Consider the following 26,644-nt stretch of genomic DNA (forward strand, 5'->3'; position numbering starts at 1 on the left):
TTATTATCTTCAATTGGGTATATTTCACCAGCTCAATATGAAACAGACTACTATGATAATTTAAACGAGTCAGGTAAAGTGGCCTGACTTAAACAAACTGGTCTCCGATGAACTCGGGGCGATTCAATCATTCTGTTCTATATGTATTGGGTTTCTATTTGAGAACCGTTGGTTTGGATAGGCTGTTTTTTACTTGGAAATAGTTAATTTACTAATTTGTATTGTGCAATTAAGCATTTTATTGATAACGTTAATAAAAGTTACAATAAATAATCTGCTCGTTGCTAATTTGGTTATAATTTTGACTGTTGCGGATTGGGCAACCAACTAATTTTACAGTGGGTTTAGGTGTTTTGTATGAGTTTATTTAATGAGTCATTATGATGCGTTTTTCTATTTTAGTCTGTGATGATTCCACCGTTGCTCGCAAACAGGTAATGCGCTGTTTAAAAGAATGTATTGATGCCGATATTCAGCAAGCAACTAACGGTAAAGAGGCGTTGGAGCAATTGCGTCAAAGGCATTTCGATCTCCTGTGTCTTGATTTAACCATGCCTGAAGTTGATGGTATTGAAGTACTTGAGCAAATCAAAATTTCTAAAATAGAGTCTTATGTATTAGTGATCTCTGCTGATATCCAACAAAAAATGCAAGCACGTGTCGCGCAACTAGGCGCAATCGATTTTATTCATAAGCCAATTAATAAAACGCAACTGAGTACAGTTTTGCATAAGTTTGGCATTTATTAATAAAATTCATGATGAAAAAGACTGTTTTATCTGCTAATTTAAGGTTGACAGAATAGCCTGTGTTAAGGCAGTCTTAAGCTTATGAAAACATTTAGTCTTGTAACGACCATTATTATTACAACCACCATTCTTACTGGATAGTGGCATAGGTCGGTGCAACAAATTTAAAGGCCTGTGTTCACTTAGAACACAGGCCTTTTTTCGTTTTATGGAATGAGGAAACATAAAAAATGCGCGTATTAAAATTTGGCGGCTCATCGCTCGCTGATTTTGCCTGTTTAGAGCAAGTTGCTGCACTCGCTAAGGCACAATTAAAAGATGAAATGTTACTGGTACTGTCAGCCCCAGGTGGCATGACTGACTCGTTAGTTAATTTAGCTAGTACTGCAGAGCAGGGGCATGACTTTAGTGAACAATGGCATTCACTGACTAGCCGATGCAACACGCTTAAAGCGGCGGTAGAGGAAAAGCAAGGAGCAGTTAAAAACTGGCCTGACTTTAACGAACTTAAAAATAAGCTTGATGGTATTGCACTGATAAAGTGCTGCCCTGATCAGGTCAGAGCATTCATTATTAGCTTTGGTGAGCGTGTTAGCGTATCGCTAATGCAAAGCCTATTAGCCGATCATAACGCGCATTATTTACAAGCAACAGATTGTATTGTTTCAACCGGCGGATACATAGACGCAGAAGCGGATTTAGTGGCCAGTAAAGCACGTTTTCAAGCCGTGTTAAAAGAATCCCCTGCGACGGTTTACATTATGCCGGGCTTTACCGCAAGTAATGATGAAGGGGAGCTCACAACGCTTGGTCGTAATGGGTCTGACTACTCGGCGGCGATTGCTGCAGCGTGTTTAGAAGCACAAGTGTGCCAAATATGGACTGACGTTGATGGTGTATACAGCGCCGATCCGCGTTATATCAAAAAAGCCACTAAGGTTGATTTCCTGTCTTATAAAGAAGCGATGGAACTTTCTTATTTTGGCGCTAAAGTATTGCACCCTAAAACTATCCTACCGTGTGCAAAAGCAGGGGTGCCATGCGAAATTAAAAACACTCATAACCCAGATGCGCAAGGCTCACTAATTAGTAACGATACGGTATCTGATGAACCAGTAAAAGCACTCTCAAGTCTACAAAATTTAGCTATGCTGACCGTTTCAGGCCCTGGTATGAAGGGCAAAGTGGGCATGGCATCGAAAGTATTTAATGCATTAGCGCATGATAACGTGTCAATCGTCCTGATCACTCAATCATCATGTGAATTTAGTATTAGCTTTTGTGTGCATGAAAGCGATTTAAATCTAGCGTTAAGTGCGTTGCAAGTAGCCTTTGACTTAGAGTCAAAAGCGGGGCTCATTGAGCCGGTAAATGTGCAACGTAATTTAGCAATAGTAACGTTAGTTGGTGATAACATGCGTGCCCATAAGGGGTTAGCGGCTAAGTTTTTTGCATCGCTTGCACAAGCGCAAGTAAACATTGTTGCCATAGCGCAAGATTCAACAGAAAGTGCTATTTCAGCCGTTATTGACGGTGAATTATGTAATGACGCGGTTAAAATTTGCCATGAAAACTTCTTTACTCATGTGCCTTCAATTGATGTGTTTTTATTGGGCTGTGGCTTAGTCGGCCAAGAGCTAATTAACCAACTTGAGCGTCAACAAGCATGGCTTGAAAAGCGTAATATTAAATTAAACCTATATGGTGTTGCCAACTCTCGTCAATTACACCTTGATGGTGAGGGGATTGCGTTTGATGATTGGCAGCAAAAACTGGCGCAGTCAGAGCAAGCGTTTGATTTAAAACTGGTCGAGCAGTTTGTTAAGCAAAATCATTTAGTTAATCCAGTGCTAGTTGACTGTACTTCATCAGATGCCTTAGCTGCACAATATGTAGATTTTTTAAATGCAGGTTTTCATGTCGTGGCTGCCAATAAAAAAGCCACCACGAGCTCATATACGTATTACCAAGATTTAATTGCAGCAACACATAAAAATAATCGAAAGTTTTTATACGAAACTAACGTAGGTGCAGGTTTACCTGTAATCGATAACTTGCAATCGTTGTTTGGTGCAGGTGATGAGTTACTTGAGTTTAGTGGTATTTTATCAGGCTCGCTTTCATACATGTTTGGAGCACTAGAAGATGGTCTATCACTTTCTGAAGCAACAATTAAAGCCAAAGAAAGCGGGTTTACAGAGCCCGATCCGCGCGATGACTTATCGGGAACTGACGTAGCACGTAAATTACTGATCATTGCACGCGAAGCCGGTATGAAATTAGAGCTTAGCGATATTGAAGTGGAGTCGGTTTTACCGCCAGGTTTTGCCCAAGGTGACAATGTTGAGCAGTTTATGGCGAAATTACCTAGCTTAGATGCTGGTTTTAACGACCGTGTTCAAAGTGCAGCAAGTGAAGGTAAAGTACTTCGCTATGTAGGCACAATTAAAAATGGTCACTGTAAGGTCGGAATCGAAGCGGTGGATTCATCACATGCATTGAATGTTATTCGTGATGGTGAAAATGCGCTGGCTATTTTAAGCCAATACTACCAACCGCGTCCGTTTGTAATTCGTGGTTATGGGGCTGGCTCTGCAGTAACGGCTGCGGGTGTATTTGCAGACATATTAAAAACATTATCTCGCTAGGAGTCAGTCATGATTGAAGTATATGCTCCGGCGTCTATTGGTAATTTTGCCGTTGGCTTTGATGCGCTGGGCGCCGCACTTGCGCCCATTGATGGCGGTTTATTAGGTGATGTGGCGATTGTTAGTGCCGCATCGAGTGATAAATTTATTTGTACAGGCGACTACGCACATAAGCTACCTAGTGATGCGCAAGAAAATTTAGCGTATCAGTGTTTAGTGCACTTTAGAGCGCATGTTGCGCCTGATATGCCTGCGGTAAAGCTCGAACTTAGGAAAAATTTGCCGATTGGTTCGGGATTAGGCTCAAGTGCCTGCTCTGTGGTGGCGACATTTGCAGCACTGGATAAATTTGCCAAAACTAATTTAAGCCAAGTAGAGCTCATTGAGCTTATGGCAGATTTTGAAGCCGTTGTAAGTGGGGGGCGCCATTACGATAACATCACACCGTGTTATTTAGGCGGCTTACAGCTAACCGGTGATTTAATTCCTGATAAATCTATTGCTTTACCTGTTGATGAAAACTGGTATTACGTCGCCGCATTTCCGGGCTTTTCGCTCAATACCGCAAAAGCGCGCTCTGTTTTACCAAAAGAGCTAAGTATGCATGCCGGGGTTGAGTTTGCTCAGCGTTTATCGGCGTTTAGTAGCTTACTGTTAACAGGGCGTTTTGATGATGCATTAAGCATTATGAAAGACGAAATAGCAGAGCCATACCGTGCGCCACTTATAAGCGGCTTTAGTGATGCCAAAGCAAGCTTACCAGCACTGGGTGCTGAAGTTGTGAGTATTTCAGGCGCAGGGCCGACCTTGTTTAGTGTATGTAAAACGCTTGAAGCGGCAGAGCAATGCGCGCAGTGGCTAGAGGAAAATTACATCAACGAACAAGGCTTTTGCCATATTTGTAAATTAGATAACGACGGCACGCGTCAATTAAATGTTTTATAGGAAAAAGAGTCATGCAATTACATAATTTAAAAGAATATTCACAAAAAGTGTCGTTTGTTGAAGCTGTAAAAACAGGACTAGGGCGTAATCAAGGTGTGTTTTTTCCAGAGTCGTTAGCGCCATTAAGTGATGTTGATGCATTACTAGATATGGACTTTATTACTCGCAGCGGCAAAATTTTATCGCACCTTATTGGTGACGAGCTACCAAGTGATACTGTTGCCCAGATGGTTAAGAATGCGTTTAACTTTCCGGTTAAGCTGGTGGAAGTTGAAGATAATACCTATTGCTTAGAGTTATTTCACGGGCCAACACTGGCATTTAAAGATTTTGGTGGCCGTTTTATGGCCGAGTGCTTGGCGCAATTTAATCAAGGTGAAAAAGTCACTATTTTAACTGCAACATCGGGTGATACCGGGGCTGCCGTAGCGCATGCTTTTTATAACAAACCAAATATTGATGTCGTTATTTTATACCCTAAAGGTAAAATTTCATTAGCGCAGCAAAAGTTATTTACAACGCTTGGTGACAACATTCATTGTTATGCGATTGAGGGTAGTTTTGATGATTGCCAAGAGTTGGTTAAAAAATCATTTTTAGATGAAGAGCTAAAATCGAAGTTAGGTTTAAACTCAGCAAATTCAATTAATATTAGCCGTTTAGTCGCGCAGGTGTGTTATTACTTTGAAGCCATTGCACAGCTGCCAAAAGAAAAGCGTGCTACAGCGCATATTTCAGTACCGAGTGGTAACTTTGGTAATGTGTGTGCGGCTATGATTGGCGCTGTTATTGGTATGCCAGTTGGTAAACTAAGTGCGACTACAAACCAAAACGACACAGTACCGCGCTTTATGCTTGATAAAAATTGGACGCCTAATGCGACAATTGAATCGCTTTCAAATGCAATGGATGTGAGTAAACCTAATAACTGGCCACGTGTGCAATCAATGTTAGATAATAACTGGTTTAGTTATGATAACTTTTATTCGGTGAGTGTTGATGAGCAGCAAACACAAACAGTGATGAAAAAAATTCAACAGCTTGGCTATATTGCAGAGCCTCACACCGCAATTGCTTACCAAGGTCTTGTAGAAAATAAGGCGGCAGATGCTGTGGGGATTTTTTTAGCGACTGCGCATCCGGCCAAATTTAAAGACAGCGTTGAGGATATCCTTAATGTTGAATTAGATATGCCAAAGCCGTTAGCTGATGCATTAGCAAAACCGTGTTTAGCCACTGATATGCACAACGATTATGATGTTTTGCGTACAGAATTGTTTAAAAAGCTTGCCTAAAAAAGGCAGATAATAAAAGCGGCTTAGGCCGCTTTTTTTGTTTATTTATGCATCGCTTTAGACATAACGCATAAGCTATATAAATGTAGTAAATAAAATTCATTTAAAATTGTTATTAGTTTATAAAAAAATATCATCATCAAAATGCTGTGAAATAGTTTCAATCCCTGTTTAAATATCCTCAACTTAAGAGCGTAGGCAAAACGTCGTTTTAAGCGTACAATAAAGCCTCTAAAAAATACCCATACACGTTGCCCAGGAGACCCCAATGTTAGAACGTAGCATGAATATTTCGGACTTTGATCCAGAGTTATTTGACGCGATGAGCAAAGAAACATCACGTCAGGAAGAGCATATTGAGTTAATTGCATCTGAAAACTACTGTAGCCCACGCGTACTTGAAGCGCAGGGTTCTCAGCTGACTAACAAATACGCTGAAGGTTACCCGGGCAAACGTTACTACGGTGGCTGTGAGCACGTAGACGTGGTTGAGCAACTTGCTATTGACCGCGCAAATGAATTATTTGGTACAGATTACGCAAACGTACAGCCTCATGCCGGTTCACAAGCGAATGCTGCTGTTTTCCAAGCTCTTTTAAGCCCACTTGATACTGTATTAGGCATGAGCCTAGCGCACGGTGGTCATTTAACGCACGGCTCACACGTTAACTTCTCTGGTAAAACATACAACGCAATTCAGTATGGCCTTAACGAAGAAACTGGCGAAATTGATTACGCACAAGTTGAAGCGTTAGCACTTGAGCACAAACCAAAAATGATCATTGCTGGTTTTTCTGCATACTCAGGTATTGTTGATTGGGCTAAGTTCCGTGAAATTGCAGACAAAGTAGGTGCTTACTTATTTGTTGATATGGCGCACGTTGCAGGTTTAATTGCTGCGGGTGTTTACCCAAGCCCAGTGCCATTTGCTCACGTTGTAACAACCACAACACACAAAACATTAGCGGGTCCTCGCGGTGGTTTAATCATCTCTGCGTGTGGCGATGAAGAAATTTACAAAAAGCTAAACAGCGCTGTTTTCCCAGGTGGCCAAGGTGGTCCTTTATGTCATGTTATTGCTGCTAAAGCGGTTGCATTTAAAGAAGCACTTCAACCTGAGTTTAAAACATACCAAGCACAAGTTGTTAAAAATGCACAAGCAATGGTTGCGGTATTACAAGAGCGCGGCTACAAAGTAGTATCGGGTAAAACTGACAACCACTTATTCTTACTTGATTTAATCGACAAAGATATCACAGGTAAAGATGCAGATGCTGCCCTAGGTAATGCGAATATCACGGTTAACAAAAACTCAGTACCGAACGATCCACGTTCACCATTTGTTACCTCTGGTCTGCGTATTGGTTCACCAGCAATCACTCGTCGTGGCTTTAAAGAAGCTGAATCAAAAGAGTTAGCGGGCTGGATCTGTGATGTACTAGACAACATCGAAGATGAGTCAGTACAAGCGCAAGTAAAAGAAAAAGTGAAAGCAATTTGTGCAAAATTACCTGTTTACGCTTAATCCAAGAGTAAAATAGTAATTTAGATCACAACTGCACACATTTTTGTTATGATAATGGCCGCTATGATAGCGGCCATTTTTTGTTTTTAAAACGGAAACACACAGTTATGCATTGCCCTTTTTGCACCGCCAAAGATACTAAAGTTATTGATTCTCGCCTTGTAGGTGGGGGACACCAAGTACGTAGACGTCGTGAATGTAATGAATGCCACGAACGATTTACCACCTTTGAAGGGGCTGAATTAGTGATGCCACGGGTCATCAAGCAAGATGGCAGCCGCGAACCGTTTAATGAAGATAAGTTACTAAATGGCTTAACTCGCGCCCTCGAAAAACGCCCCGTAAGCACTGAGCAAGTTGATGAAGTGGTTAATATTATTAAGTCGCAGTTACGTGCCACTGGCGAACGCGAGGTGTCTAGCCATTTGGTGGGTGAGTGCATTATGGAAGCGCTTAAAAAGTTAGATAAAGTGGCCTATGTAAGATTTGCCTCTGTGTATCGCTCGTTTGAAGATATACGCGAATTTGGTGAAGAAATAGCCCGCTTAGGGGAATAGTAATGACCAAGCAAAGTTCGTTTTCAGAGGATGATAAACGCTACATGGCCCGCGCTATTGAACTGGCAAAAAAAGGGCGCTTTACCACCACTCCTAATCCTAATGTTGGCTGCGTACTCGTAAAGAATAATAAAGTAATAGGTGAAGGATTTCATCGGTTAGCGGGCCAAGGTCATGCAGAGGTAAACGCACTGGCTATGGCTGGCGAAAATGCAAAAGGCGCAACCGCTTATGTAACACTTGAGCCTTGCAGTCATTATGGTCGAACACCGCCATGTGCTGAAGGGCTAAAAGTAGCCGGTGTTAAAAAAGTGATTGCCGCAATGGTTGACAGCAACCCGCAAGTTGCAGGCAAAGGTCTGAAAATTTTAGCGGATGCTGGTATAGAAGTTGCTCACGGATTACTTGAAGCGCAAGCTCGCGCATTAAACCTTGGGTTTTTTAAGCGCATGGAGCAGGGGTTACCCTTTGTGACTTGCAAAATGGCCGCCAGTATTGATGGTAAAACGGCGCTTAAAAACGGCCAAAGTAAATGGATAACAGGCCCCGCTGCGCGCCAAGATGTGCAACTATACCGAGCACAAAACTGTGCAATTTTAACCGGTGCCGATACGGTATTAATGGATGATGCAAAATTAAATGTGCGCCCAGAAGAGTTACCGTATTCTTTACCAACTGATTTACCACTGCGCCAACCGGTTCGCGTTGTTATTGACTCACAAAATAGACTTACCCCTGATCTTGCCTTATTTTCAATTCAAAGTGAGGTGATAATATTTACCACCAAGGTTGATAAATCGCATCAGTGGCCTCATTTTGTTAAACAGATTGAAGTACCTGAAAATAATAATAAAGTAGATTTACTGGCCGTGTTAAACACGCTAGCCCAATTGCAGTTTAATAATGTGTGGCTAGAGGCCGGAGCAACACTGGCTGGCAAAATGACAGAACTTGATTTAATTGATGAGTTTGTTTTTTACATTGCTCCTAAATTAATGGGCAGCGATGCTAAAAGTTTACTAAATTTCCCAGAGTTAATGAGTATGCAAAATACCATTAATTTAACTTTTAATGAGTGTGTGCCAATCGGTGATGATTTACGTATCACAGCACTAAAAAAAGCTCATTAATCATTTTATATAAAGAGTAGCACTATGTTTACTGGAATAGTTGAAGCGACAGGTAAAATTGCGTTATTACAAAAAAAACAAGGTGATTTAGCTATTCGTATCCAAAGTAAAAACCTTGATATGAGTGATGTTAAGTTAGGTGACAGTATTGCAACTAATGGTGTCTGCCTGACGGTTGTTGATAAGCATATTGACGGCTTTAGTGCTGACTTATCAAATGAAACGATTAGCTTAACAGGGTTTGCACATTACGCATTAGGGCAAACCGTTAATCTAGAAAAGGCGATGCAACCTGTTTCGCGCCTCGGTGGTCATTTAGTGTCTGGCCATGTAGATGGTATTGCCACTATCACAGCAATTAATGCCAATGCGCGAGCAACAGAATATTGGTTAGCCACCGATGAAAATTTAATGAAATACATTCCTTACAAAGGGTCGGTTTGTATTGATGGTATTAGCCTGACGGTTAATGCTGTTGAAGGTAATAAATTTAAACTGACGATTGTGCCCCACACCAGCGGGCAAACGACCATAGCTGATTTTCAAGTCGGTACCAAAGTGAATTTAGAGGTCGACCAAATAGCACGTTATTTAGAGCGCCTAGTTAGAGGGGCTGAGCAGCCTACGGGTTCAGATATTTCGATGAGCTTACTCGCTAAAGCGGGCTTTATAAAATAACGACATTGACAACTTATACGAGCAACTTATGAATTTAAACAGCGCACAAGAAATAATTGATGACATTAAAGCCGGTAAAATGGTTATTTTAATGGATGATGAAGACAGAGAAAATGAAGGCGATTTAATTATTGCTGCTGAACACATTAGTGCAGAAGCCATTAACTTTATGGCGACTCATGGCCGTGGACTAATTTGTTTAACGATGACTCAAGAGCGTTGCTCGCAGCTTGATTTACCATTAATGGTAAAAAATAATGGTGCCGCATTCTCAACTAATTTCACTATGTCGATTGAAGCATCAAAAGGGGTTACCACAGGTATTTCTGCAGCGGATCGTGCCCGCACTGTTCAAGCTGCCATCGCGAAAGGCGCTGTGCCAAGCGATATTGTACAACCAGGTCATATTTTTCCTATTATGGCGCAACCAGGCGGCGTGTTAACACGTGCAGGGCATACAGAAGCGGGGTGTGACTTAGCGCGTTTAGCAGGGCTTGAGCCATCATCAGTGATTGTAGAAATCCTAAATGAAGATGGCACCATGGCGCGTCGTCCTGATTTAGAAGTATTTGCTAAGCAACATGATATTAAAATTGGCACCATTGCTGATTTAATCGAGTACCGCAACCTAAACGAAACCACAATTGAGCAAGTTGCAAAATGTAAATTGCCAACTGAACATGGTGAGTTTGACTTAGTGACATACAAAGACACCATTGATGGGCAGTTACACTATGCATTGCTTAAAGGTGAAATAAAACAACAAGAACCGACCTTAGTGCGTGTGCATTTACAAAGTACCTTTAACGATATTTTACTCTCTGATCGCAACGCTGACCGTAGTTGGGGTTTATCGCAAGCAATGGCTTATATTGCTGAGCATAATGGCGCCTTAGTTATTTTAGGTAAGCAAGAAAGCACTGAAGAGTTAGAAGCCACAGTAAAAGCATTTGCCGCAGCTGATGCGGGTGAAAATGTGACGCCACGTAAATTTCAAGGTACTTCGCGCACCGTCGGTGTGGGTTCGCAAATTCTGGCTGATTTAGGTATTCAAAAAATGCGTTTGATGAGTTTACCTAAAAAATACCATGCATTATCAGGGTTCCATTTAGAAGTGGTTGACTACGTAGAGCCACAATAATTACGCGCTAGGTTATTATTTTATTTATGTGGTATAATGCGCATCAATTTTTGCGCAACCGAAATCGCTTAAACTTATTTTTAGGGTTATCAAATGAAAATTATTGAAGGTAATAAATACGCTCCAGGCAAAAAGTTTGCCATTGTCATTTCTCGTTTTAATGACTTTATTGGTAGTAGCTTGCTTGCAGGTGCTGTTGATGAGCTAAAACGTACTGGTGGAGTATCAGAAGACGATATTACCGTGATTTACGTACCCGGTGCGGTTGAATTACCTTTAGCAGCGAAACGCGTTGCAGCAAAAAAAGAATATGATGCAATTATCGCCTTAGGTGTAGTGATCAGAGGGGGCACGCCTCACTTTGATCTCGTCGCTGGCGAGTCAAATAAAGGGCTTGCACAAGTATCGCTTGAGTATGATATCCCGGTTGCATTTGGCGTATTAACCACTGAAAGCATTGAGCAAGCAATTGAGCGCGCAGGTACCAAAATGGGTAACAAAGGCGGCGAAGCTGCTTTAGGTGCGCTTGAAATGGTTAATGTGTTAGATAAAATTTAAGTTTAAGGAATTTTTGTGAAACCAGCAGCAAGACGTAAAGCACGTATCTTAGCACTTCAAGCCGTGTATTCATGGCAATTAAGCGGCAATGCAATTGCCGATATCGAACAACAAATGTTGATCGAAAACGATGTGACTAAAATTGATGTTGAATATTTTAAAGATTTAGCGCGTGGAGTTGCCGTAAATCATAAGCAACTAGACGAAGCTGTATCGCCTCATTTAACTCGTCCATTTGATGAATTAGACGAAGTTGAACGTGCAATCTTACGTTTAAGCAGCTACGAGCTTAAATTTCGTGAAGATGTTCCTTACAAAGTGGCTATCAATGAAAGCATTGAATTAGCGAAAATGTTTGGCGCTGAAGATAGCCATAAATTTGTAAACGGTGTACTTGATAAAGCTGTAAAACAGTTACGCAAGTCATAACAACTTAAGCTGCATATTAATTTCAGTGAGTTGTTATAAATAACCGTTAAAAAGGAGAGCCGGCATAGGTCGGCTTTTTTGTGTATGAAGGAATTTGAATTAATTAATCACTACTTTAAAGGTCGCGGTATCACTCGTCGCGATGTTAATTTAGGGATTGGAGACGACTGTGCGCTTGTCACAGTACCAGCAAACTGTCAGCTTGCTGTAACAACAGATACCTTAGTTGCTGGGGTGCATTTTTTTCATGATATCTCTCCTCGCGCATTAGGGCATCGAGCTCTGGCAGTAAATTTAAGTGATTTAGCTGCCATGGGTGCAGAGCCTACATGGGTATCGGTTGCACTCACGTTGCCAAGTATCGATCCACAATGGATTGCAGAGCTGACTGACGGCATGCATGAAATTGCTGAGTACTTTAATGTACAAATTATTGGTGGCGATACGACTCAAGGCCCACTCAGTATTACTATTTGTGCAAAAGGCACGGTTCCTGAAGGTAAAGCACTGCGTCGAAGTGGCGCAAAAGTGGGCGACTGGATTTTTGTAACCGGACCGCTAGGTGATGCTGGTTTGGCAATTGAGTCAAAAAAACAAGGTTTGCCAGTTGCACCTGAACATTTAAAGCATATTAATAAATGTTTAAACTTTCCAACGCCACGCGTGGCCGCCGGACAAGCTTTGCGTGGCTTAGCGTCATCAGCTATTGATATTTCAGACGGTTTACTTGCTGATTTAGGTCACATTTTGGATTTGTCACAGGTCAGTGCAACAATCAATATTGAAAATGTACCTACTTCTGATGCGATGCAAGCGAGTCTTGATTTTGAGCAACAGCTTCCTTTTATACTCAACTATGGCGATGACTATGAACTACTTTACACTGTCCCAGACAGTAATAAGAGTATGCTCGATATTAAGTTGCGCCAATACGGTGTAGAAGCAACCTGTATCGGCCAAATCAAAAGTGGTGACGGGAATATAGAATTATTACACCAAGGTGAAAAGTTTGTTTTTGAGCACAAAGGCTTTGAGCACTTTTCCAAGGAGCAGGTTTGAATAAAAACCGATTATTTAATTTAAAACGCCCACATCAATTTTTTGGTTTGGGTTTTGGTACAGGGCTTGCGCCTAAAGCCCCTGGTACATTTGGTACTTTAGCGGCGTTACCATTTATTTTTATTACCATGCATTTTCCGTTATGGTTACAAATTGTATTTGCGGTGGTGATCAGTATATTTGGTATTTGGGCATGTGGAAAAACAGCTGATGACCTTCAAGTTCATGATCATCCAGCTATTGTTTGGGATGAAGTCGCTGGTTACTATATAACGATGATTGGTGCAGCACTGAATTGGCAAACATTATTAGTGGGCTTTTTACTATTTCGCTTTTTTGATATAGCAAAGCCAGGGCCGATTCGTATACTTGATAAACGTGCTCATGGTGGGTTTGGTATTATGGCCGATGATGTACTTGCAGGTATTTTTTCGCTTATTTGTTTGCAAGCATTGATAAAAGTAGGTTTACTACCCTTTTAATTTATTATTTGTTTAACTAGGTGGCAGCACTATGATGCGATTTTTATTGGTTTGTGTACTCTTGATGTGTGCCATGCCAAGTACGGCTTCAATTACTGATTACGTAGTTAAACAATGGAACATTAAAGACGGACTTCCCTCACAATCCCTCAAAAGTGTGGTGCAAGATAACCAAGGCTACATGTGGCTTGGTACGCAATTCGGATTAAGCCGATTTGATGGTAACACTTTTACTAATTACAACACTCAAAATAGTCTGTTTTTACCCAGCAATGGCATCAATAAATTACTGATTGATGGCCAAGGACTATTATGGATAGGCACGAAAAACGGCCTCGTTGTTATAGACCCAGAAAAGCTAACCGCACAAGAGTTTAATATTAAAGGCCCTGTTAGAGATATTCTTGAAGACTCTAAAGGCAGTATTTGGATAGCAGCTAATGGGCTTTATTACATAGACAGAGGCCAGATAGAGCTGCGCGACCAGCTAAACAATCCGAGCCCTATCGTAAATGCCACTGCGATCACCCAAATAGTAGGGTCAGTCAGTAAAATGGCGCTCTCACCAGAGGGAATTTGGCTGGTTAACGATCGTAATTTATTGCGCTTGACGCAAAGCGCGTCTGATTTTTCTAAATTGCGCTTAGAGCTTACCGCTAAAGTGGCCTTGCCTGATCGTTTAGCACAAACAATTGTTCACGACTTATCCTTTTTAAATGGCAATTTATATCTTGCTTCTGAGCTAGGCGCTTACTTTTTAGATTTAGATGATGAGCTACGCCCATTTCCGCTGCCTAACGCTAACAACTCAGCCGTTTATAAGTTTATGAGTGATGGCAATGGTGGCTTGTGGGTATCGACTTATGGGCGCTTATTGTTCAGAGGGAAGTCGGATGATTGGCAATGGGTTGAGCCCAGTCAATTAGATCAAAGTATTTGGTTTGCCGATATATTTAGAGATGATGAAAATAATATATGGTTAGCGAGTTTTAGTGAGGGACTTTGGCTTGCTCACGAAGGGCGAATAGAGCGCCATTCAGCCATTTCTAAAATGACCGAAGCGGTTATGGCCATTAGTAAATCACCAGATGGTAAGTTATGGATTGCCAACAAAAGCGGCGTAGGCTATTTCGATGCCGATAAAACGTTTATCAATGTCATCAACAGTGCCAAGTATGGTAATGCCTCAGTACATGACTTACAGTTTGACGGCAATCGTCTTTATGTTGCCACTGGTAGAGGTTTGTTTTTCTACGAGTCGAATACCTTATATAGTTTCCCTGCCCGTGCGCTAAGTGATAATCCTGTATTTGCTATTAGTACGTCGACTAAAGGCGGCTTTTGGGTGGGCACTGGGCGAGGCTTATATCGTTTAAATTACAACGGGTTAAACCCTTTTGCGTACAATGCTTTTTTAGGCAGTAAGTTTGTAACCTATGTTTTAGATAAACCAAATTTTGGGGTGATTGGTACCAGTAAAGGGGCGTATTACTTTACTGAACGCGGGATAGAAAAAATAGGCGACCAAACCACTTTGGAAAGTGCGTACGTTACTAGCATTTTACACATTAAAGGCGTGGGGATTTTAATTGGCTCGCTTAACGATGGTTTGTTTTATCGCAGTGGACAAGGGCAGTGGCAGCAATTAGATGCCGCCAATGGGCTGCCATATGGTTCTATATTTAGTCTTGAGTACGATGATACTACAAAACGCATTTGGGTAAGCACCATGAAAGGGGTTTATCGCATGCCAGTTGAGCAATTCAAAGCCAACATTGAAAGCCTAAAAGTGGAGGAAGTGATCTCTTCATTTGATCGACAGCTCGATGGTAAAGCAAGTCAATGCTGTAATGGTTTAGGCCATGATGCGGTGGTTGATATGGATAATTCAATTTGGTATCCCAGCTTGCAAGGCGTTGTAGAAATTCCTAAAGACGTAGAATTATTTGGGCTGCGTTCACTTAAACCAACTATAGAAACTTTAACCACGCCATCACGAAAACTTGCTGCGGCTGCGTTAGGTAAAAAGCCAGTACTTAAAACTGACGAGCGTGATGTAACGCTTACCTATACCGCTATCGATTATTATGCACCTGCAAGTATAGAGTTTAGGTATAAACTCAATGGACTTGATAATGATTGGCGCTATGCAAATACCCGCCGAGAAGCAATTTACACTAACTTACCAGCAGGTATGTTTTTATTTGAATTAGAGACAAAACGTCAAGGTGAAGATTGGGGCAAAGCGCAATCGGCCGAATACGCTTTTGTGGTGCCTGAACGATTTGGTGAAACTATATATTTTAGATTACTGATCACCAGTGGTTTTGTGTTGCTCTTTTATTTGGTGTTTTGGGTATTTAAAGTTCAAGAGCGACGTAAGCAGCAGGTTCTTGAGGGGCTTATTACTGAGCGAACCCTTGAGCTTCGCCAAGCAAACGATAAATTAAACCAAGTAAACTCTCAGCTTAAACTTGTTAGTCACTCTGATGAGCTAACAGGGCTGAGAAGTCGCCGTTTTTTGTTTGATCAACTACCAAAAGATATTGAGCATTTTCAGCGTAACTCGCAGTCATTGCAGGCTCAAGGTAAATCGTTGGTGTTGTTAATTATTAATTTAGATAACTTTAGCCGCATTAACGATGCCTATGGTCCTATTGCTGGAGATAGCTGTTTACAACAAGTAGCGGCATTACTTAACTCGCGTACTCAAGGTTCTGATTATGTTGCCCGTTGGAGTGGTGATGAGTTCTTACTGTTATTGCGCGATTTTAAATGTAATTTAATCGACAGCTATGTATCTGAATTATGCCAAGCAATTGCAGATTATTCGTTTCAGCTTCCTAACGGTGAAACAACCAATATAACAGCGTCAGTCGGGTGGTCGTTCTATCCGTTACCTCTCTTAGGTGGGCAAGTTATTAGCTGGGAAACATCAATTAATCTAGCTGACATAGCATTACATCAAGTTAAAAAACGCGGCGGCGATGGCGTCGCTAATATTACCTTTGACGAGCAATTAGATGCATTTGAGTTTGAGCAAAACCCCAATGTTGAACAGCAAATTGGTTTGTTACAAAGCAATGGTCTAGCCGATATTAAGGTATGGATGCGCTAGAGGTTATAGATGAGCAATAAAAAAGGAGCCAATGGCTCCTTTTTTATTAAACACGATAAGTGTTAGCTCATAAATGATTTAATTGAAGTTAAAATACCGTGTTCACCTAACCCCATTTCATCGTGCATTTGCTGTTGTGTGCCATGTTTAATGAATTCATCAGGAATACCTAAGTTAAGCACTTTTACATCGGCTTTAATGCTCGTTAAATATTCATTAACTGCAGAGCCTGCACCGCCCGCAATCGCGTTATCTTCAAGGGTTACAATAATATCGTGATCATTAATCAGCTCATTAATTAATGCCGTATCAAGTGGCTTAATAAATCGCATGTTTACTAGAGTGGCATTGAGCTCATCAGTGGCAAGTTGTGCGTTTTCAAGCAAGGTACCAAATGACAATATAGCCACTTTAGTACCTTTTTTAATTACATTCGCTTTACCCATTTCAAGTTGTTGCATAGTGCTTTGAATGTCTGCTGAGCCTGCACTACCACGCGGGTAACGAACAGCAACAGGACAATTAGCTTGATAGCCTGTATAAAGCATATGACGGCATTCGTTAGTATCACTTGGGGCCATAATGACCATATTAGGTATACAGCGCATAAAGCTTAAGTCGTAGGCGCCTTGATGGGTTTCACCATCGGCTCCAACAATACCGGCGCGGTCTATAGCAAATAATACCGGTAGGTTTTGCAGTGCAACGTCGTGAATTAGTTGATCGTACGCGCGTTGTAAAAAGCTAGAATAGATAGCCACAACGGGCTTTAAGCCCTCACAAGCAAAACCTGCAGCAAGAGTAACAGCGTGTTGTTCTGCTATTGCTACGTCAAAGTATTGTTCTGGATACTCTTTAGAAAAACGTACCATGCCTGAACCTTCACGCATAGCTGGCGTGATTGCCATGAGCTTACTGTCTTGCTCGGCCATGTCACAAAGCCAATCACCAAACACATTTGAGAAAGTCGCCGCACCTGGCTTAGATTTTGGTAAGCTTGATGTTGCAGGATCAAATTTTGGTACGCCATGATAACCAATCGGATCGGCTTCGGCAGGCTTGTAACCTTTGCCTTTCTGGGTTTTTATATGTAAAAGCTGTGGGCCTTTTAAGTTACGCATATTGCGCAGCGTATCAACCAACATATTCACATCATGTCCATCAATTGGGCCAATGTAATTTAGACCTAATTCTTCAAAAAAAGTACCCGGGATCATCATCCCTTTAATGTGTTCTTCCATACGGCTGGCAAGCTCTTTTACCGGCGGTACACCAGAGAGCAGCTTTTTACTGCCTTCGCGGATGTTGGTATAAAAGCTACCTGATAAAATACGCGCAAAATGATTGGTTAACGCACCGACATTTTCAGATATCGACATTTCGTTATCGTTCAAAATGATCAGCATGTCTGATTTAACATCGCCAAGGTGGTTCATTGCTTCAAAGGCCATACCAGCAGTAATTGCGCCATCGCCTATTACCGCGACTGTTTTACGCCCTTTGCCTTCTTTTTGTGCAGCAATAGACATACCTAACGCCGCAGAAATTGAGGTACTTGAATGGCCAACACTAAAGGTGTCGTATTCACTTTCATCTCTAAAAGGGAAAGGATGCAATCCGTCTTTTTGGCGAATGGTATGCATTTGATCACGACGGCCAGTCAGTATTTTATGCGGATAAGCTTGATGACCCACATCCCAGACCAAGCGGTCATCGGGTGTGTTGTATACATAATGTAGTGCAACGGTAAGTTCTACGGTTCCTAAACCAGACGCTAAATGGCCGCTACTTTGCGATACCGAATTGAGTAAATAGTCACGCAATTCATGGCTAAATGCAGGAAGCTTATCTTGTGCTAAGTCTCGCAAGTGGGCTGGTTCGTTCACCAAATCAAGTAATGGATACTTGCTGCTATCAAGTGTCATGGTTTTTTATATATCCTTCGCTAATATTAACCCTCCTCAAAACAAACGAGGTTTAAAAGGCGACTTAATATTCAGTAATAATTTTATACTAAGAGTTAATACGTTTTAGCTGTATTTAATGGTCACGTTCAATTAAATAGTTAGCCAATGCCGCTAAATCTGTTGTGTCTGCGTCAATGTTAGCTAATGCCTCATGGGCTTGTTGTATTAAATTTTGTGCTTTTTGCTTAGCGCCTAGCATACCTAATAAAGCGGGGTATGTCGCTTTATTCGCTGCAATATCTGACCCTTGTGGCTTGCCTAAAGTAAGCGTATCGCCCTCAACATCTAAAATATCGTCATGAACTTGAAATGCAAGCCCTATAGCGTATCCAAAAGTTGATAAGTTATCTAAAGTTTGTTGGCTTGTATTAGGGGCGCACAGTGCGCCAAGAGTAATCGCACAATTTATTAGCGCACCGGTTTTAAGTTTATGAATGCGTTCTAACTCATCAACAGTAATAACCTTATCGGTTGCTGCAATATCGCGGCCTTGTCCGGCAACCATACCTTGTAACCCCGATGCATGCGCTAGTGCTGCGATCATTTTTAATTGTGCTTCAGTCGAACATTTAAATGTGTGCTTAGCAATAAGTTCAAATGCTAAAGTTTGCAGTGCATCTCCAGCTAAAATCGCTTGTGCTTCACCGTATACAATATGACATGTAGGGCGACCACGGCGTAAATCATCATCATCCATAGCAGGTAAGTCGTCATGCACTAATGAATAACTATGAATACATTCAATGGCTGCGGCAAGTACATCTAAATCACGCTTGTCAGCACCGAGTATTTTACCTGTGGTGTACACTAAAAACGGGCGCAGTCTTTTACCACCATTCATTACACTGTAATGTGTGGCTTCTTTTATAGTATTGTCGCTTTCAAGAGGTTGTTCAAAATAAAGGTTGAGCGTATTAGCTACATCATCTTGAGCGAGTTTTATTTGTTCTTTTATGCTCACGATTATTCCATATCGTTATCAAACTGAGTAAGCGGTGCTTTTTCGTCATTACCCATTAATATCGACACCTTTTGCTCAGCTTGTTGAAGTTTGCCTGAAGATGCGCTCGCAAGTGCAATACCTCGCTCAAATTGCTTTAAAGACTGTTCAAGCGATAAATCACCTTGTTCCATTTCACTGACAATTGTTGTTAACTCTTCTAGTGCTTGTTCGAAACTTAAATTTTCAGGTTTTTTAGTCGCCATCTTTATTTTCAACTTACATAATAAATTTAGACGCCAATTTTAGGGGGAATGCTAAACTAGGTCAAAGAATGATATTGTTTTTTGATAGATAAATGCTGTTGATTGGGTTTTATTGCGTTTCAACGTTATTTTTTAAAATTATTAATTTTGATTAATTAGATTGATTACCTATGTTGATCTAAAATATAACTAATCTTAATTTTACCGTTTATCATAAAAATCACTTAAGTATTTCAGTATCTTGCCGATAAACAATTAATAACAACGCTTGCGAAGAAAAAATATAAAACCTTTGGAGGGAATGTGGATTTAGCAACCATTATTGGGATCCTTGGCGCAATTGGCTTAATTGTCATGTCCATGTTTATGAGTAGTAGCGGTGAAGTCGCTATGTTTTACAATACCCCTTCTGTGGTTATTGTATTCGGTGGTTCCCTTTTTATCGTTTTATCTAATTTTACCATGTCGCAATTTCTTGGCATTGGTAAAGTATGTGCAAAAGCGTTTATGTTTAAAATTGAGCCTCCTGAAGCATTAATCGAAAAAGCGGTAGAATTAGCTGACTCTGCTCGAAAAGGCGGATTTTTAGCCTTAGAAGAAGCCGAAATCCCAAATCCTTTTATGCGCAAAGGCGTTGATATGCTAGTAGATGGGCATGATGCTGATGTGGTACGAGCAACATTACAAAAAGATATTTCGTTAACCACCACTCGCCATGAAATGGGGGCAACCTTATTTAAATCATTAGGTGATATTGCACCTGCAATGGGGATGATCGGTACGTTGATAGGCTTAGTGGCTATGCTCTCGAACATGGATGACCCCAAAGCTATCGGACCGGCAATGGCGGTTGCGTTGTTAACCACATTATACGGTGCGTTTTTAGCAAACGTTGTAGCCATTCCTATTCAGGTAAAACTAGAACTGCGTAAAGACGAAGAGGCCATGAATCAGCGCTTAATTTTAGATGCAGTATTAGGTATTCAAGACGGGCAAAATCCTAAAGTAATTGAAGGGATCTTGAAAAATTATCTAGCTGAATCAAAACGCGCAGTCAATACTGAGGAATAATTATGTCAGATGAAGAGTGCAAATGCCCACCTCCAGGACTTCCTGCGTGGATGGGAACGTTTGCCGATTTAATGTCATTATTAATGTGCTTTTTCGTACTTTTACTCGCATTTTCTGAAATGGATGTACTTAAATTTAAACAAATTGCAGGCTCAATGAAGTTTGCTTTTGGTGTACAAAATAAAATAGAAGTAAAAGACATTCCAAAAGGGACATCTGTTATTGCTATGGAGTTTACGCCGGGTAAACCTGAGCCAACTCCTATAGAAACCATTCAGCAACAAACGGTTGAAATGACCCAACAAATGCTTGAGTTTCAGGCGGGAGATGAAAGCTCCGCAGGTGGACGTCAAGAGCAACGTGGTGAAAAGCGAGGTGGTGAATCAAGCAGTACCTCAGAGGAAGTTGCTGCAGCTACGGCAGTGTCTGCTGCTGATCAAGAGCAAATAAATGACTTAGTTAAAAAAATTGCGCAACAGCTTGAAAAGCAAATTATTGATGGGGCTATTGAGCTTGAATCTTTAGGGCAGCAAATCATAATTCGTATTAGAGAAAATGGCTCGTTTCCATCGGGGAGTGCATTTTTACAACCACAATTTAAACCTATCATTCAAGATATTGGCCGATTACTTAAAGATGTACCCGGTGAAATTACGGTGTCTGGTCATACGGATGACTTTCAGGTATCCAACGAGCTTTACATTAATAACTGGGATTTATCATCTAAACGCGCAGTTGCGGTAGCGAGTGAATTACAAAAAGTTCCAGGTTTTGATAAAACCAGAATGATGGTGGTAGGGCGTGCAGAAACCAGGCCCTTAGTACCTAATGATTCCCGCGAAGATCGCAGACGTAACCGCCGTGTAGAAATATCAATTTTACAAGGCAAGGCAAAAGAGTCAGCGCCAATTGATGTAAGATAGAATGACTTGGCTATGTACCTTTTTTAGCATAGAATGCAACATTCTTAACAAATGTAATGGGGCGAATATGTTGACTAAGTATTGTAGTATGCCTGGTAACGGCGATGGAACTGATGAAGATACAAAAGCTAAGTAAGGTTATTTAGTTTGCCTGAATGGTTTTTGTATTTTGTAAGTATATTAAGCAAAAGCTGGGTTCTTATTTTGAGTCCGGCTATTTTTATATTCTTTATCCTCAAAGATTATTTAGCTCTTAGGTTCGTTGTTATTACTGCCGCTTTTTTCTTATTTGGCACTGTGACCTACTCAAGTTTAATGGCGTTTGATGATGGTATTTATATATACCGTTACCTTGTATGGGCATTAACAGATATTACTTGGATGGCACTTATTGCTTATTGGGGTCTTAAAGATAAAGTGCATTTGTGGCAATGTGTACTTGGGCAGCTTATTGTTATTGGTGCACCCATTCTTCAATTATTTCGCTTAGTTGACCGACACCTTTGGGATTTATCTTATAGCACTGTGATGTATCAAACATTTATGCCTTTAATAAATATTGCCACTGTTGTTGTCTGCTACCTGCCTCTTTTATATCTTTTTGTTAATAAGCGAAATAAAGCTTTAAGTTAGAAACTATAAAAATATCCCCAGTTTTAAACTGATATGCTAAACTACTGTTTATATGAACAGTGTTAGAGCTTGATTATGAAACTTTATATTGCTGAAAAACCTTCATTAGGGCGTGCTATTGCAGATGCGCTTCCAAAACCTCATAAAAAGCATGATGGTTATATTGAAGTGGCGAATGGTGATTGTGTGTCTTGGTGCATAGGTCATTTGCTCGAGCAAGCAGAACCCGATGACTATGATGAGCGTTTTAAAAAATGGCAATTTGAGCATTTACCTATTGTGCCTGAACACTGGCAATTAAAAGCTAAAACAAAAACCCGTAAGCAGCTTACCATTTTAAAAAAATTAATTAAGCAGGCTACAACACTCGTGCATGCTGGCGATCCTGATCGTGAGGGTCAGCTACTGGTTGATGAAGTAATCGAGCAAGCAAAAATTAGTCAAACTAAAAAGCAAAGTATTCAACGCTTATTGATTAGTGATTTAAACTTAACTGCGGTAAAAAAATCACTCAACTCTATGCGGGCTAACCGTGATTTTATCCCTTTGAGTGTATCTGCTTTAGCACGGTCTCGTGCTGATTGGTTGTTTGGTATGAATTTAACGCGAGCTTATACGCTAGCTGGGCAAAAAGCGGGCTTTGGTAATGTGTTGTCGGTTGGGCGAGTACAAACACCTATTTTAGGTTTAGTTGTAAATCGTGATAATGAAATCGCAAATTTTGTATCCAAACCATTTTATGAAGTACTTGCTCATCTTGTTACACCTGAGCAGCAATCATTTACTGCTAAGTGGATACCGAGTAAAGCGTGCGAACCATATCAAGATGAAGAGGGCAGAGTACTTAATAAAGCCTTAGCCGAAAATGTGACTTCACGCATTGCTAATCAGCCCGCAAATGTAACAGCGCTTGAGCAAAAGCAAAAAAAACAAACCGCGCCTCTTCCTTATAACTTATCTGCTTTACAAATAGATGCTGCTAAAGCTTTTGGGATGCCAGCACAAAAAGTACTCGATATTTGCCAAGTTTTATATGAACGTCATAAATTAATTACCTACCCACGCTCAGATAACCGTTACTTACCGAGAGAGCATCACCAAGATGCACCTGCTATTTTAAAAGCGATAGCCGTAAATGGTGGGCAGTCAGTAGAGCTGGTAAATGAGGCAAATGCAAAACAACGTAGTAAATGTTTTAATGATGCAAAAGTGGCCGCTCATCACGCCATTGTGCCGACAGCTAAACAGTTAAAAAGTGTGAGTTTAGCCAATGATGAAGCAAAAATTTATCAGTTAATAAGTCGACACTATTTAATTCAGTTTTATCCCGACTACATTTACAACGAAAGCAAAGTAGAGGTAACCATAGCTGGTGGTTTATTTAAAGCAAGTGCAAAGCAAGATGTAAGCTTAGGTTTTAAATTGCTCATGGGTAAGTCGGAACTCAAAGAAGTAGCTACATTACCTTATTTAGAAAAAGGCATGGCACTTACTTGTACTAAAGGTGAAGTGGTGCAAAAGCATACATCTCCTCCGGCTCATTTTACCGATGCAACCTTACTTGCTGCTATGACGGGAATTAGCCGTTATGTAAAAGACCTGCAAATCAAAAAAATATTAAAAGAAACAGATGGCCTCGGTACAGAAGCAACGCGTGCAGGCATTATTGAGCTGTTATTTAAACGTCGCTTTTTAAAACGTGAGGGAAAAGCAATTAAAGCAACTGAAACAGGTCTGGCATTAATTAGTGTATTACCAGAGGGATTATCAAGCCCCGACTTAACTGCAAAATGGGAGTCGAGTTTAGGTGATATTGCACAGCAAGCAATGAGTTATCAGCAGTTTATACAACCTTTATTATCCGATTTAACTAATTTTGTAAGTCAAGCAGCGAACTGCAATAGTCAGGCATTTGCACTGTTACCTAAAACGTCACCTAAAAAGCGCTTTGCCAAACGTACAAAAAAAGCGCCGTATAAAAAGTCGAGTTATAAAAAAAGCCCTGCGGTAAATTAATCGCAGGGCTTACATATAGCGTTGAAGGTCACTGATTGAATAGTGCCACAGCGGCGTTACTCATTGCCTTTATTCCTGTAGGCAGTGCTACTTTATAATCAGGCGCAAATTTACTTGAATGTAACGAGGGCAGTGTTTCGTTATTTTTTATTGCCTTGGCGTACTGCTGTTGGTTAACGCCACCTAGCCAAAATAAGGTGATAGGAATATTTTCGTCGGTGCGCCCGTATAATCCAAAGTCTTCACCGGCCATTACCGCTTCTGTTTCGAGCACGTTTGCATCACCTATCGCACTTTTTATAGCGTTTCGAACAAGGTTAGTTTGTACTGGGTTATTGTAAGTTGATGGAATTGATTCATCTTCATGAACTTTCACTACAGGGTAGAGAGATTCCTCGAGGCCTGCACTTTGTGCTATACCTGCAGTAATACGTTTAATTGCCACTATTTGTGCGTTACGTATATCTGGATTGTAGCTGCGTAGCGTAAGTTGCAACTTAACTTCATCAGAAATAACATTGTGTTTAGAGCCACCATGAATGGAACCCACCGTTATCACTGAAGGCTCAAGTGGAGAAAGCTCACGACTAGTAATTGTTTGTAGTGCAAGTATCGTTCGAGCTGCGATGATCACAGGGTCGATAGTTGTATGCGGGTAAGCACCATGGCCACCTTTGCCTTTTATACTAATATCAACAGAATCAACACTGGCCATAGTGTATTCATTTTTCATTGCCACTTTACCCGCAGCAACGCTAGCGCTTACATGCAAAGCAATAATATGATCTGGTTTAGCGTATTTGTTAAATAATCCTTCCTTGAGCATTGCTTTTGCACCACCGCCTACTTCTTCAGCGGGTTGAGCAACCATCATTAAAGTACCTTGCCACTTATTTTTATGCGTAATTAATTGCTCAGCAGTACCAATAAAAGAGCTCATATGAATATCATGACCACAGCCATGCATAACGCCAACTTCACTACCTTGATCATTAATTGTGGTAATAGTTGATGCGTAAGTTTTGCCTGTTTGCTCTGTTATAGGCAGGCCATCAGTATCAGTTCTGATCATGACGGTAGGGCCTTGACCATTTTTGTAAATTCCGACTACACCATAGCCACCTACATTATCGGTTACGTCAAACCCTAATTTCTGAAGTCGTTCAGCGATTTTTTGACCTGTTTGCTTTTCCTTATATGACAATTCAGGTGATTGATGTAGGTCTAAGTAAAGTTTTTCTATTGCCGGCATGCTGGTATCAAGATCCAACTTAAGTGCTTGCGCATTCAATAATGGGCTGACTAATAAACACAATGCACTTACATACGCTAATTTCATATTTTCCTCACTACCTTCTATTGTATTTAAATGATTTAAACAGATGACTTGTAATTATTATCTTCATCACCATATAAAAACCTAAATAGATGAACATGGCAATAATTCAATGAGCAATATAGTTAGTCTTAACGCACAAAACCTTCAGCAAGTATTGGGTGAAACATCACAACAAAAGTTAGTACTACTTAACTTTTTTTCTCCACAAAGCCCAGAGTGTATTAGCCAAGCAGCTATCTTAGATAAGTTAGCTGCTGAATACAGCAACTATATAGTAGTCGCAAACTTAGACTGCGATGCAGAGCAGGCACTTGCCTCTCAACTTGCCCAACAAGTTGGATTGCAAACCTTACCTACTTTAGTGTTATTAAAAGACTCAGCTCCAGTTGATTTATTAGCGGGTGCTCAAACAGAAAGCCAAGTTCGTGATGCATTATCTAAACATTTACCAGCTCAACAAGACTTATTATTAGAGCAGGCTAAGCAAGCACTGATTAATAGCGACTTAAATGCCGCGTTTACTTATGCCAAACAAGCGTATGAACTTGATAGTCGAAATGCGAGGATTAAATTAGTACTGGCAGATATATGTATACAAATCCACAAACTCGATGAAGCCGCTGCGTTAATAGAAACAATAGATGTAAAAGAGCAAGATGCATACTTTAATAATATTAAGGCAAAATGTGAGGCCGCATTAGAGGCAACCGATTCACCGCAGATAAAAGAACTTCAAGAAAAAGTCGCTAAACATCCAAATGAACTTGATTTGCAAATGCAGCTAAGTAACCTTTTAAATGAAGCGGGAAGGAAAGAAGAGGCATTAGAAGCACTCTTTACTATCCTTAAAAAGGATCTTAACTATGATGAAGCCAAACCAAACTTCTTAGCAATAATCGCCTCTTTACCTGACGGCGATGCATTAGCCGCTAAATATCGCCGCAAGCTCTATAGTATTTTATATTAACGGCTAATTAGAACCTTTATAAAAGCATCTAACTAAAGATGCTTTTTTGTTTTCTACATTTAAAAAGAGGATAAACGCAGGGTTATCCACAGGGTTTTGTGGGTAACATGTGTGTCTAGGTGGGGTATCTTTGGGGTAAAAATTAAATGCAAAAAAGCCTTTAAAAACGCTTGCGTTAAAATCGATTCGCCCTATAATGCGACCCCAC

At 40.6% G+C, this 26,644-nt stretch carries 24 protein-coding genes; 19 read left to right on the forward strand and 5 right to left on the reverse strand.

From position 1 onward, the window contains the following. Positions 1-380: 380 nt before the first annotated feature. The 14 genes from QL986_RS17980 to QL986_RS18045 all read left to right on the forward strand — a co-directional run bounded on the left by QL986_RS17980 (position 381) and on the right by QL986_RS18045 (position 16,314). A complete protein-coding gene (locus tag QL986_RS17980) occupies positions 381-749 on the forward strand; it encodes a response regulator (protein ID WP_024601555.1) in 369 nt (122 codons plus the stop codon). A 230-nt stretch (positions 750-979) separates the two neighbouring features. Further along, positions 980-3,397, forward strand: coding sequence for a bifunctional aspartate kinase/homoserine dehydrogenase I (gene thrA / locus QL986_RS17985; RefSeq protein ID WP_290191776.1), 2,418 nt, complete (start codon positions 980-982; stop codon positions 3,395-3,397). Positions 3,398-3,406: 9 nt separating this feature from the next. After that, complete coding sequence (gene thrB, locus QL986_RS17990; protein ID WP_290191777.1) at positions 3,407-4,342, forward strand: homoserine kinase; 936 nt, start codon at positions 3,407-3,409, stop codon at positions 4,340-4,342. 11 nt (positions 4,343-4,353) lie between these two features. After that, positions 4,354-5,637: a threonine synthase gene (gene thrC, locus QL986_RS17995; RefSeq protein ID WP_024601558.1), complete on the forward strand. Its 1,284-nt coding sequence runs from the start codon at positions 4,354-4,356 to the stop codon at positions 5,635-5,637. 268 nt (positions 5,638-5,905) lie between these two features. Next, the gene (glyA, locus tag QL986_RS18000; protein ID WP_013464229.1) at positions 5,906-7,162 is read left to right on the forward strand and encodes a serine hydroxymethyltransferase; all 1,257 of its coding nucleotides are present in this window, start codon (positions 5,906-5,908) and stop codon (positions 7,160-7,162) included. Positions 7,163-7,269: 107 nt separating this feature from the next. After that, positions 7,270-7,719, forward strand: coding sequence for a transcriptional regulator NrdR (nrdR, locus tag QL986_RS18005; protein ID WP_010390928.1), 450 nt, complete (start codon positions 7,270-7,272; stop codon positions 7,717-7,719). 2 nt (positions 7,720-7,721) lie between these two features. Further along, positions 7,722-8,849 (forward strand): bifunctional diaminohydroxyphosphoribosylaminopyrimidine deaminase/5-amino-6-(5-phosphoribosylamino)uracil reductase RibD, encoded by a 1,128-nt coding sequence (gene ribD, locus QL986_RS18010; RefSeq protein ID WP_290191778.1) that lies wholly within the window; start codon positions 7,722-7,724, stop codon positions 8,847-8,849. 24 nt (positions 8,850-8,873) lie between these two features. Then, complete coding sequence (locus QL986_RS18015; protein WP_008110218.1) at positions 8,874-9,527, forward strand: riboflavin synthase; 654 nt, start codon at positions 8,874-8,876, stop codon at positions 9,525-9,527. A gap of 28 nt (positions 9,528-9,555) precedes the next feature. Continuing rightward, positions 9,556-10,668 carry a bifunctional 3,4-dihydroxy-2-butanone-4-phosphate synthase/GTP cyclohydrolase II gene (gene ribBA / locus QL986_RS18020; RefSeq protein WP_013464232.1) on the forward strand — a complete coding sequence of 371 codons (1,113 nt, stop codon included), beginning with the start codon at positions 9,556-9,558 and terminating at the stop codon, positions 10,666-10,668. A 93-nt stretch (positions 10,669-10,761) separates the two neighbouring features. After that, positions 10,762-11,226, forward strand: coding sequence for a 6,7-dimethyl-8-ribityllumazine synthase (gene ribE, locus QL986_RS18025; RefSeq protein WP_008110216.1), 465 nt, complete (start codon positions 10,762-10,764; stop codon positions 11,224-11,226). Positions 11,227-11,241: 15 nt separating this feature from the next. Further along, positions 11,242-11,655, forward strand: a complete 414-nt coding sequence (nusB, locus tag QL986_RS18030; protein WP_008110215.1) for a transcription antitermination factor NusB — start codon at positions 11,242-11,244, stop codon at positions 11,653-11,655. Between the two features lie 84 nt (positions 11,656-11,739). After that, positions 11,740-12,714: a thiamine-phosphate kinase gene (gene thiL, locus QL986_RS18035; RefSeq protein WP_008110214.1), complete on the forward strand. Its 975-nt coding sequence runs from the start codon at positions 11,740-11,742 to the stop codon at positions 12,712-12,714. Next, on the forward strand, positions 12,711-13,196 hold the full coding sequence (locus QL986_RS18040) for a phosphatidylglycerophosphatase A (RefSeq protein ID WP_008110211.1): 486 nt from the start codon (positions 12,711-12,713) through the stop codon (positions 13,194-13,196). The genes thiL and QL986_RS18040 overlap by 4 nt, the downstream gene beginning before the upstream one ends. Positions 13,197-13,227: 31 nt before the next feature. Beyond that, a complete protein-coding gene (locus QL986_RS18045) occupies positions 13,228-16,314 on the forward strand; it encodes a ligand-binding sensor domain-containing diguanylate cyclase (RefSeq protein ID WP_024600857.1) in 3,087 nt (1,028 codons plus the stop codon). A gap of 62 nt (positions 16,315-16,376) precedes the next feature. Here the strand turns inward: QL986_RS18045 and dxs are convergent, their stop codons facing one another. The 3 genes from dxs to xseB form a co-directional block, all read right to left on the reverse strand. Further along, a complete protein-coding gene (gene dxs / locus QL986_RS18050) occupies positions 16,377-18,239 on the reverse strand; it encodes a 1-deoxy-D-xylulose-5-phosphate synthase (protein ID WP_128583394.1) in 1,863 nt (620 codons plus the stop codon). Positions 18,240-18,354: 115 nt separating this feature from the next. After that, entirely contained in the window at positions 18,355-19,242 is an 888-nt protein-coding gene (gene ispA, locus QL986_RS18055; protein ID WP_013464235.1) for a (2E,6E)-farnesyl diphosphate synthase, read from the reverse strand. A gap of 2 nt (positions 19,243-19,244) precedes the next feature. Continuing rightward, positions 19,245-19,487: an exodeoxyribonuclease VII small subunit gene (gene xseB / locus QL986_RS18060; RefSeq protein WP_008110204.1), complete on the reverse strand. Its 243-nt coding sequence runs from the start codon at positions 19,485-19,487 to the stop codon at positions 19,245-19,247. Between the two features lie 303 nt (positions 19,488-19,790). Between xseB and pomA the strand changes: the two genes are divergently transcribed. The 4 genes from pomA (at position 19,791) to QL986_RS18080 (ending at position 24,130) form a co-directional block, all read left to right on the forward strand. Continuing rightward, entirely contained in the window at positions 19,791-20,558 is a 768-nt protein-coding gene (gene pomA / locus QL986_RS18065; protein WP_016900636.1) for a flagellar motor protein PomA, read from the forward strand. Positions 20,559-20,560: 2 nt separating this feature from the next. After that, entirely contained in the window at positions 20,561-21,481 is a 921-nt protein-coding gene (locus QL986_RS18070) for a flagellar motor protein MotB (protein WP_028834921.1), read from the forward strand. A 147-nt stretch (positions 21,482-21,628) separates the two neighbouring features. Further along, complete coding sequence (locus tag QL986_RS18075) at positions 21,629-22,114, forward strand: hypothetical protein (RefSeq protein ID WP_013464238.1); 486 nt, start codon at positions 21,629-21,631, stop codon at positions 22,112-22,114. A gap of 75 nt (positions 22,115-22,189) precedes the next feature. Further along, positions 22,190-24,130, forward strand: coding sequence for a DNA topoisomerase III (locus QL986_RS18080; RefSeq protein WP_024601516.1), 1,941 nt, complete (start codon positions 22,190-22,192; stop codon positions 24,128-24,130). Positions 24,131-24,158: 28 nt separating this feature from the next. Here the strand turns inward: QL986_RS18080 and QL986_RS18085 are convergent, their stop codons facing one another. Continuing rightward, on the reverse strand, positions 24,159-25,469 hold the full coding sequence (locus QL986_RS18085) for an amidohydrolase (RefSeq protein WP_024601515.1): 1,311 nt from the start codon (positions 25,467-25,469) through the stop codon (positions 24,159-24,161). Between the two features lie 109 nt (positions 25,470-25,578). Here QL986_RS18085 and QL986_RS18090 point away from each other — a divergent pair, with 109 nt between their 5' ends. Next, the gene (locus QL986_RS18090; RefSeq protein WP_128583393.1) at positions 25,579-26,436 is read left to right on the forward strand and encodes a tetratricopeptide repeat protein; all 858 of its coding nucleotides are present in this window, start codon (positions 25,579-25,581) and stop codon (positions 26,434-26,436) included. 3 nt (positions 26,437-26,439) lie between these two features. Here QL986_RS18090 and QL986_RS18095 read toward each other — a convergent pair. Continuing rightward, positions 26,440-26,644: hypothetical protein (locus QL986_RS18095; RefSeq protein ID WP_290191779.1), on the reverse strand; the 205-nt coding region annotated here is incomplete at its 5' end.

The sequence above is a fragment of the Pseudoalteromonas sp. APC 3250 genome, from assembly GCF_030407915.1.
Lineage (GTDB): Bacteria > Pseudomonadota > Gammaproteobacteria > Enterobacterales > Alteromonadaceae > Pseudoalteromonas > Pseudoalteromonas tetraodonis.

What these genes read in the sequence shown, in the direction of transcription:
- QL986_RS17980 (WP_024601555.1), top strand. Translation starts at nt 381, where the DNA reads ATGATGCGTTTTTCTATTTTAGTCTGTGATGATTCCACCGTTGCTCGC.
- thrA (WP_290191776.1), top strand. Translation starts at nt 980, where the DNA reads ATGCGCGTATTAAAATTTGGCGGCTCATCGCTCGCTGATTTTGCCTGT.
- thrB (WP_290191777.1), top strand. Translation starts at nt 3,407, where the DNA reads ATGATTGAAGTATATGCTCCGGCGTCTATTGGTAATTTTGCCGTTGGC.
- thrC (WP_024601558.1), top strand. Translation starts at nt 4,354, where the DNA reads ATGCAATTACATAATTTAAAAGAATATTCACAAAAAGTGTCGTTTGTT.
- glyA (WP_013464229.1), top strand. Translation starts at nt 5,906, where the DNA reads ATGTTAGAACGTAGCATGAATATTTCGGACTTTGATCCAGAGTTATTT.
- nrdR (WP_010390928.1), top strand. Translation starts at nt 7,270, where the DNA reads ATGCATTGCCCTTTTTGCACCGCCAAAGATACTAAAGTTATTGATTCT.
- ribD (WP_290191778.1), top strand. Translation starts at nt 7,722, where the DNA reads ATGACCAAGCAAAGTTCGTTTTCAGAGGATGATAAACGCTACATGGCC.
- QL986_RS18015 (WP_008110218.1), top strand. Translation starts at nt 8,874, where the DNA reads ATGTTTACTGGAATAGTTGAAGCGACAGGTAAAATTGCGTTATTACAA.
- ribBA (WP_013464232.1), top strand. Translation starts at nt 9,556, where the DNA reads ATGAATTTAAACAGCGCACAAGAAATAATTGATGACATTAAAGCCGGT.
- ribE (WP_008110216.1), top strand. Translation starts at nt 10,762, where the DNA reads ATGAAAATTATTGAAGGTAATAAATACGCTCCAGGCAAAAAGTTTGCC.
- thiL (WP_008110214.1), top strand. Translation starts at nt 11,740, where the DNA reads ATGAAGGAATTTGAATTAATTAATCACTACTTTAAAGGTCGCGGTATC.
- QL986_RS18045 (WP_024600857.1), top strand. Translation starts at nt 13,228, where the DNA reads ATGATGCGATTTTTATTGGTTTGTGTACTCTTGATGTGTGCCATGCCA.
- dxs (WP_128583394.1), bottom strand. Translation starts at nt 18,239, where the DNA reads ATGACACTTGATAGCAGCAAGTATCCATTACTTGATTTGGTGAACGAA.
- xseB (WP_008110204.1), bottom strand. Translation starts at nt 19,487, where the DNA reads ATGGCGACTAAAAAACCTGAAAATTTAAGTTTCGAACAAGCACTAGAA.
- QL986_RS18070 (WP_028834921.1), top strand. Translation starts at nt 20,561, where the DNA reads ATGTCAGATGAAGAGTGCAAATGCCCACCTCCAGGACTTCCTGCGTGG.
- QL986_RS18080 (WP_024601516.1), top strand. Translation starts at nt 22,190, where the DNA reads ATGAAACTTTATATTGCTGAAAAACCTTCATTAGGGCGTGCTATTGCA.
- QL986_RS18085 (WP_024601515.1), bottom strand. Translation starts at nt 25,469, where the DNA reads ATGAAATTAGCGTATGTAAGTGCATTGTGTTTATTAGTCAGCCCATTA.
- QL986_RS18090 (WP_128583393.1), top strand. Translation starts at nt 25,579, where the DNA reads ATGAGCAATATAGTTAGTCTTAACGCACAAAACCTTCAGCAAGTATTG.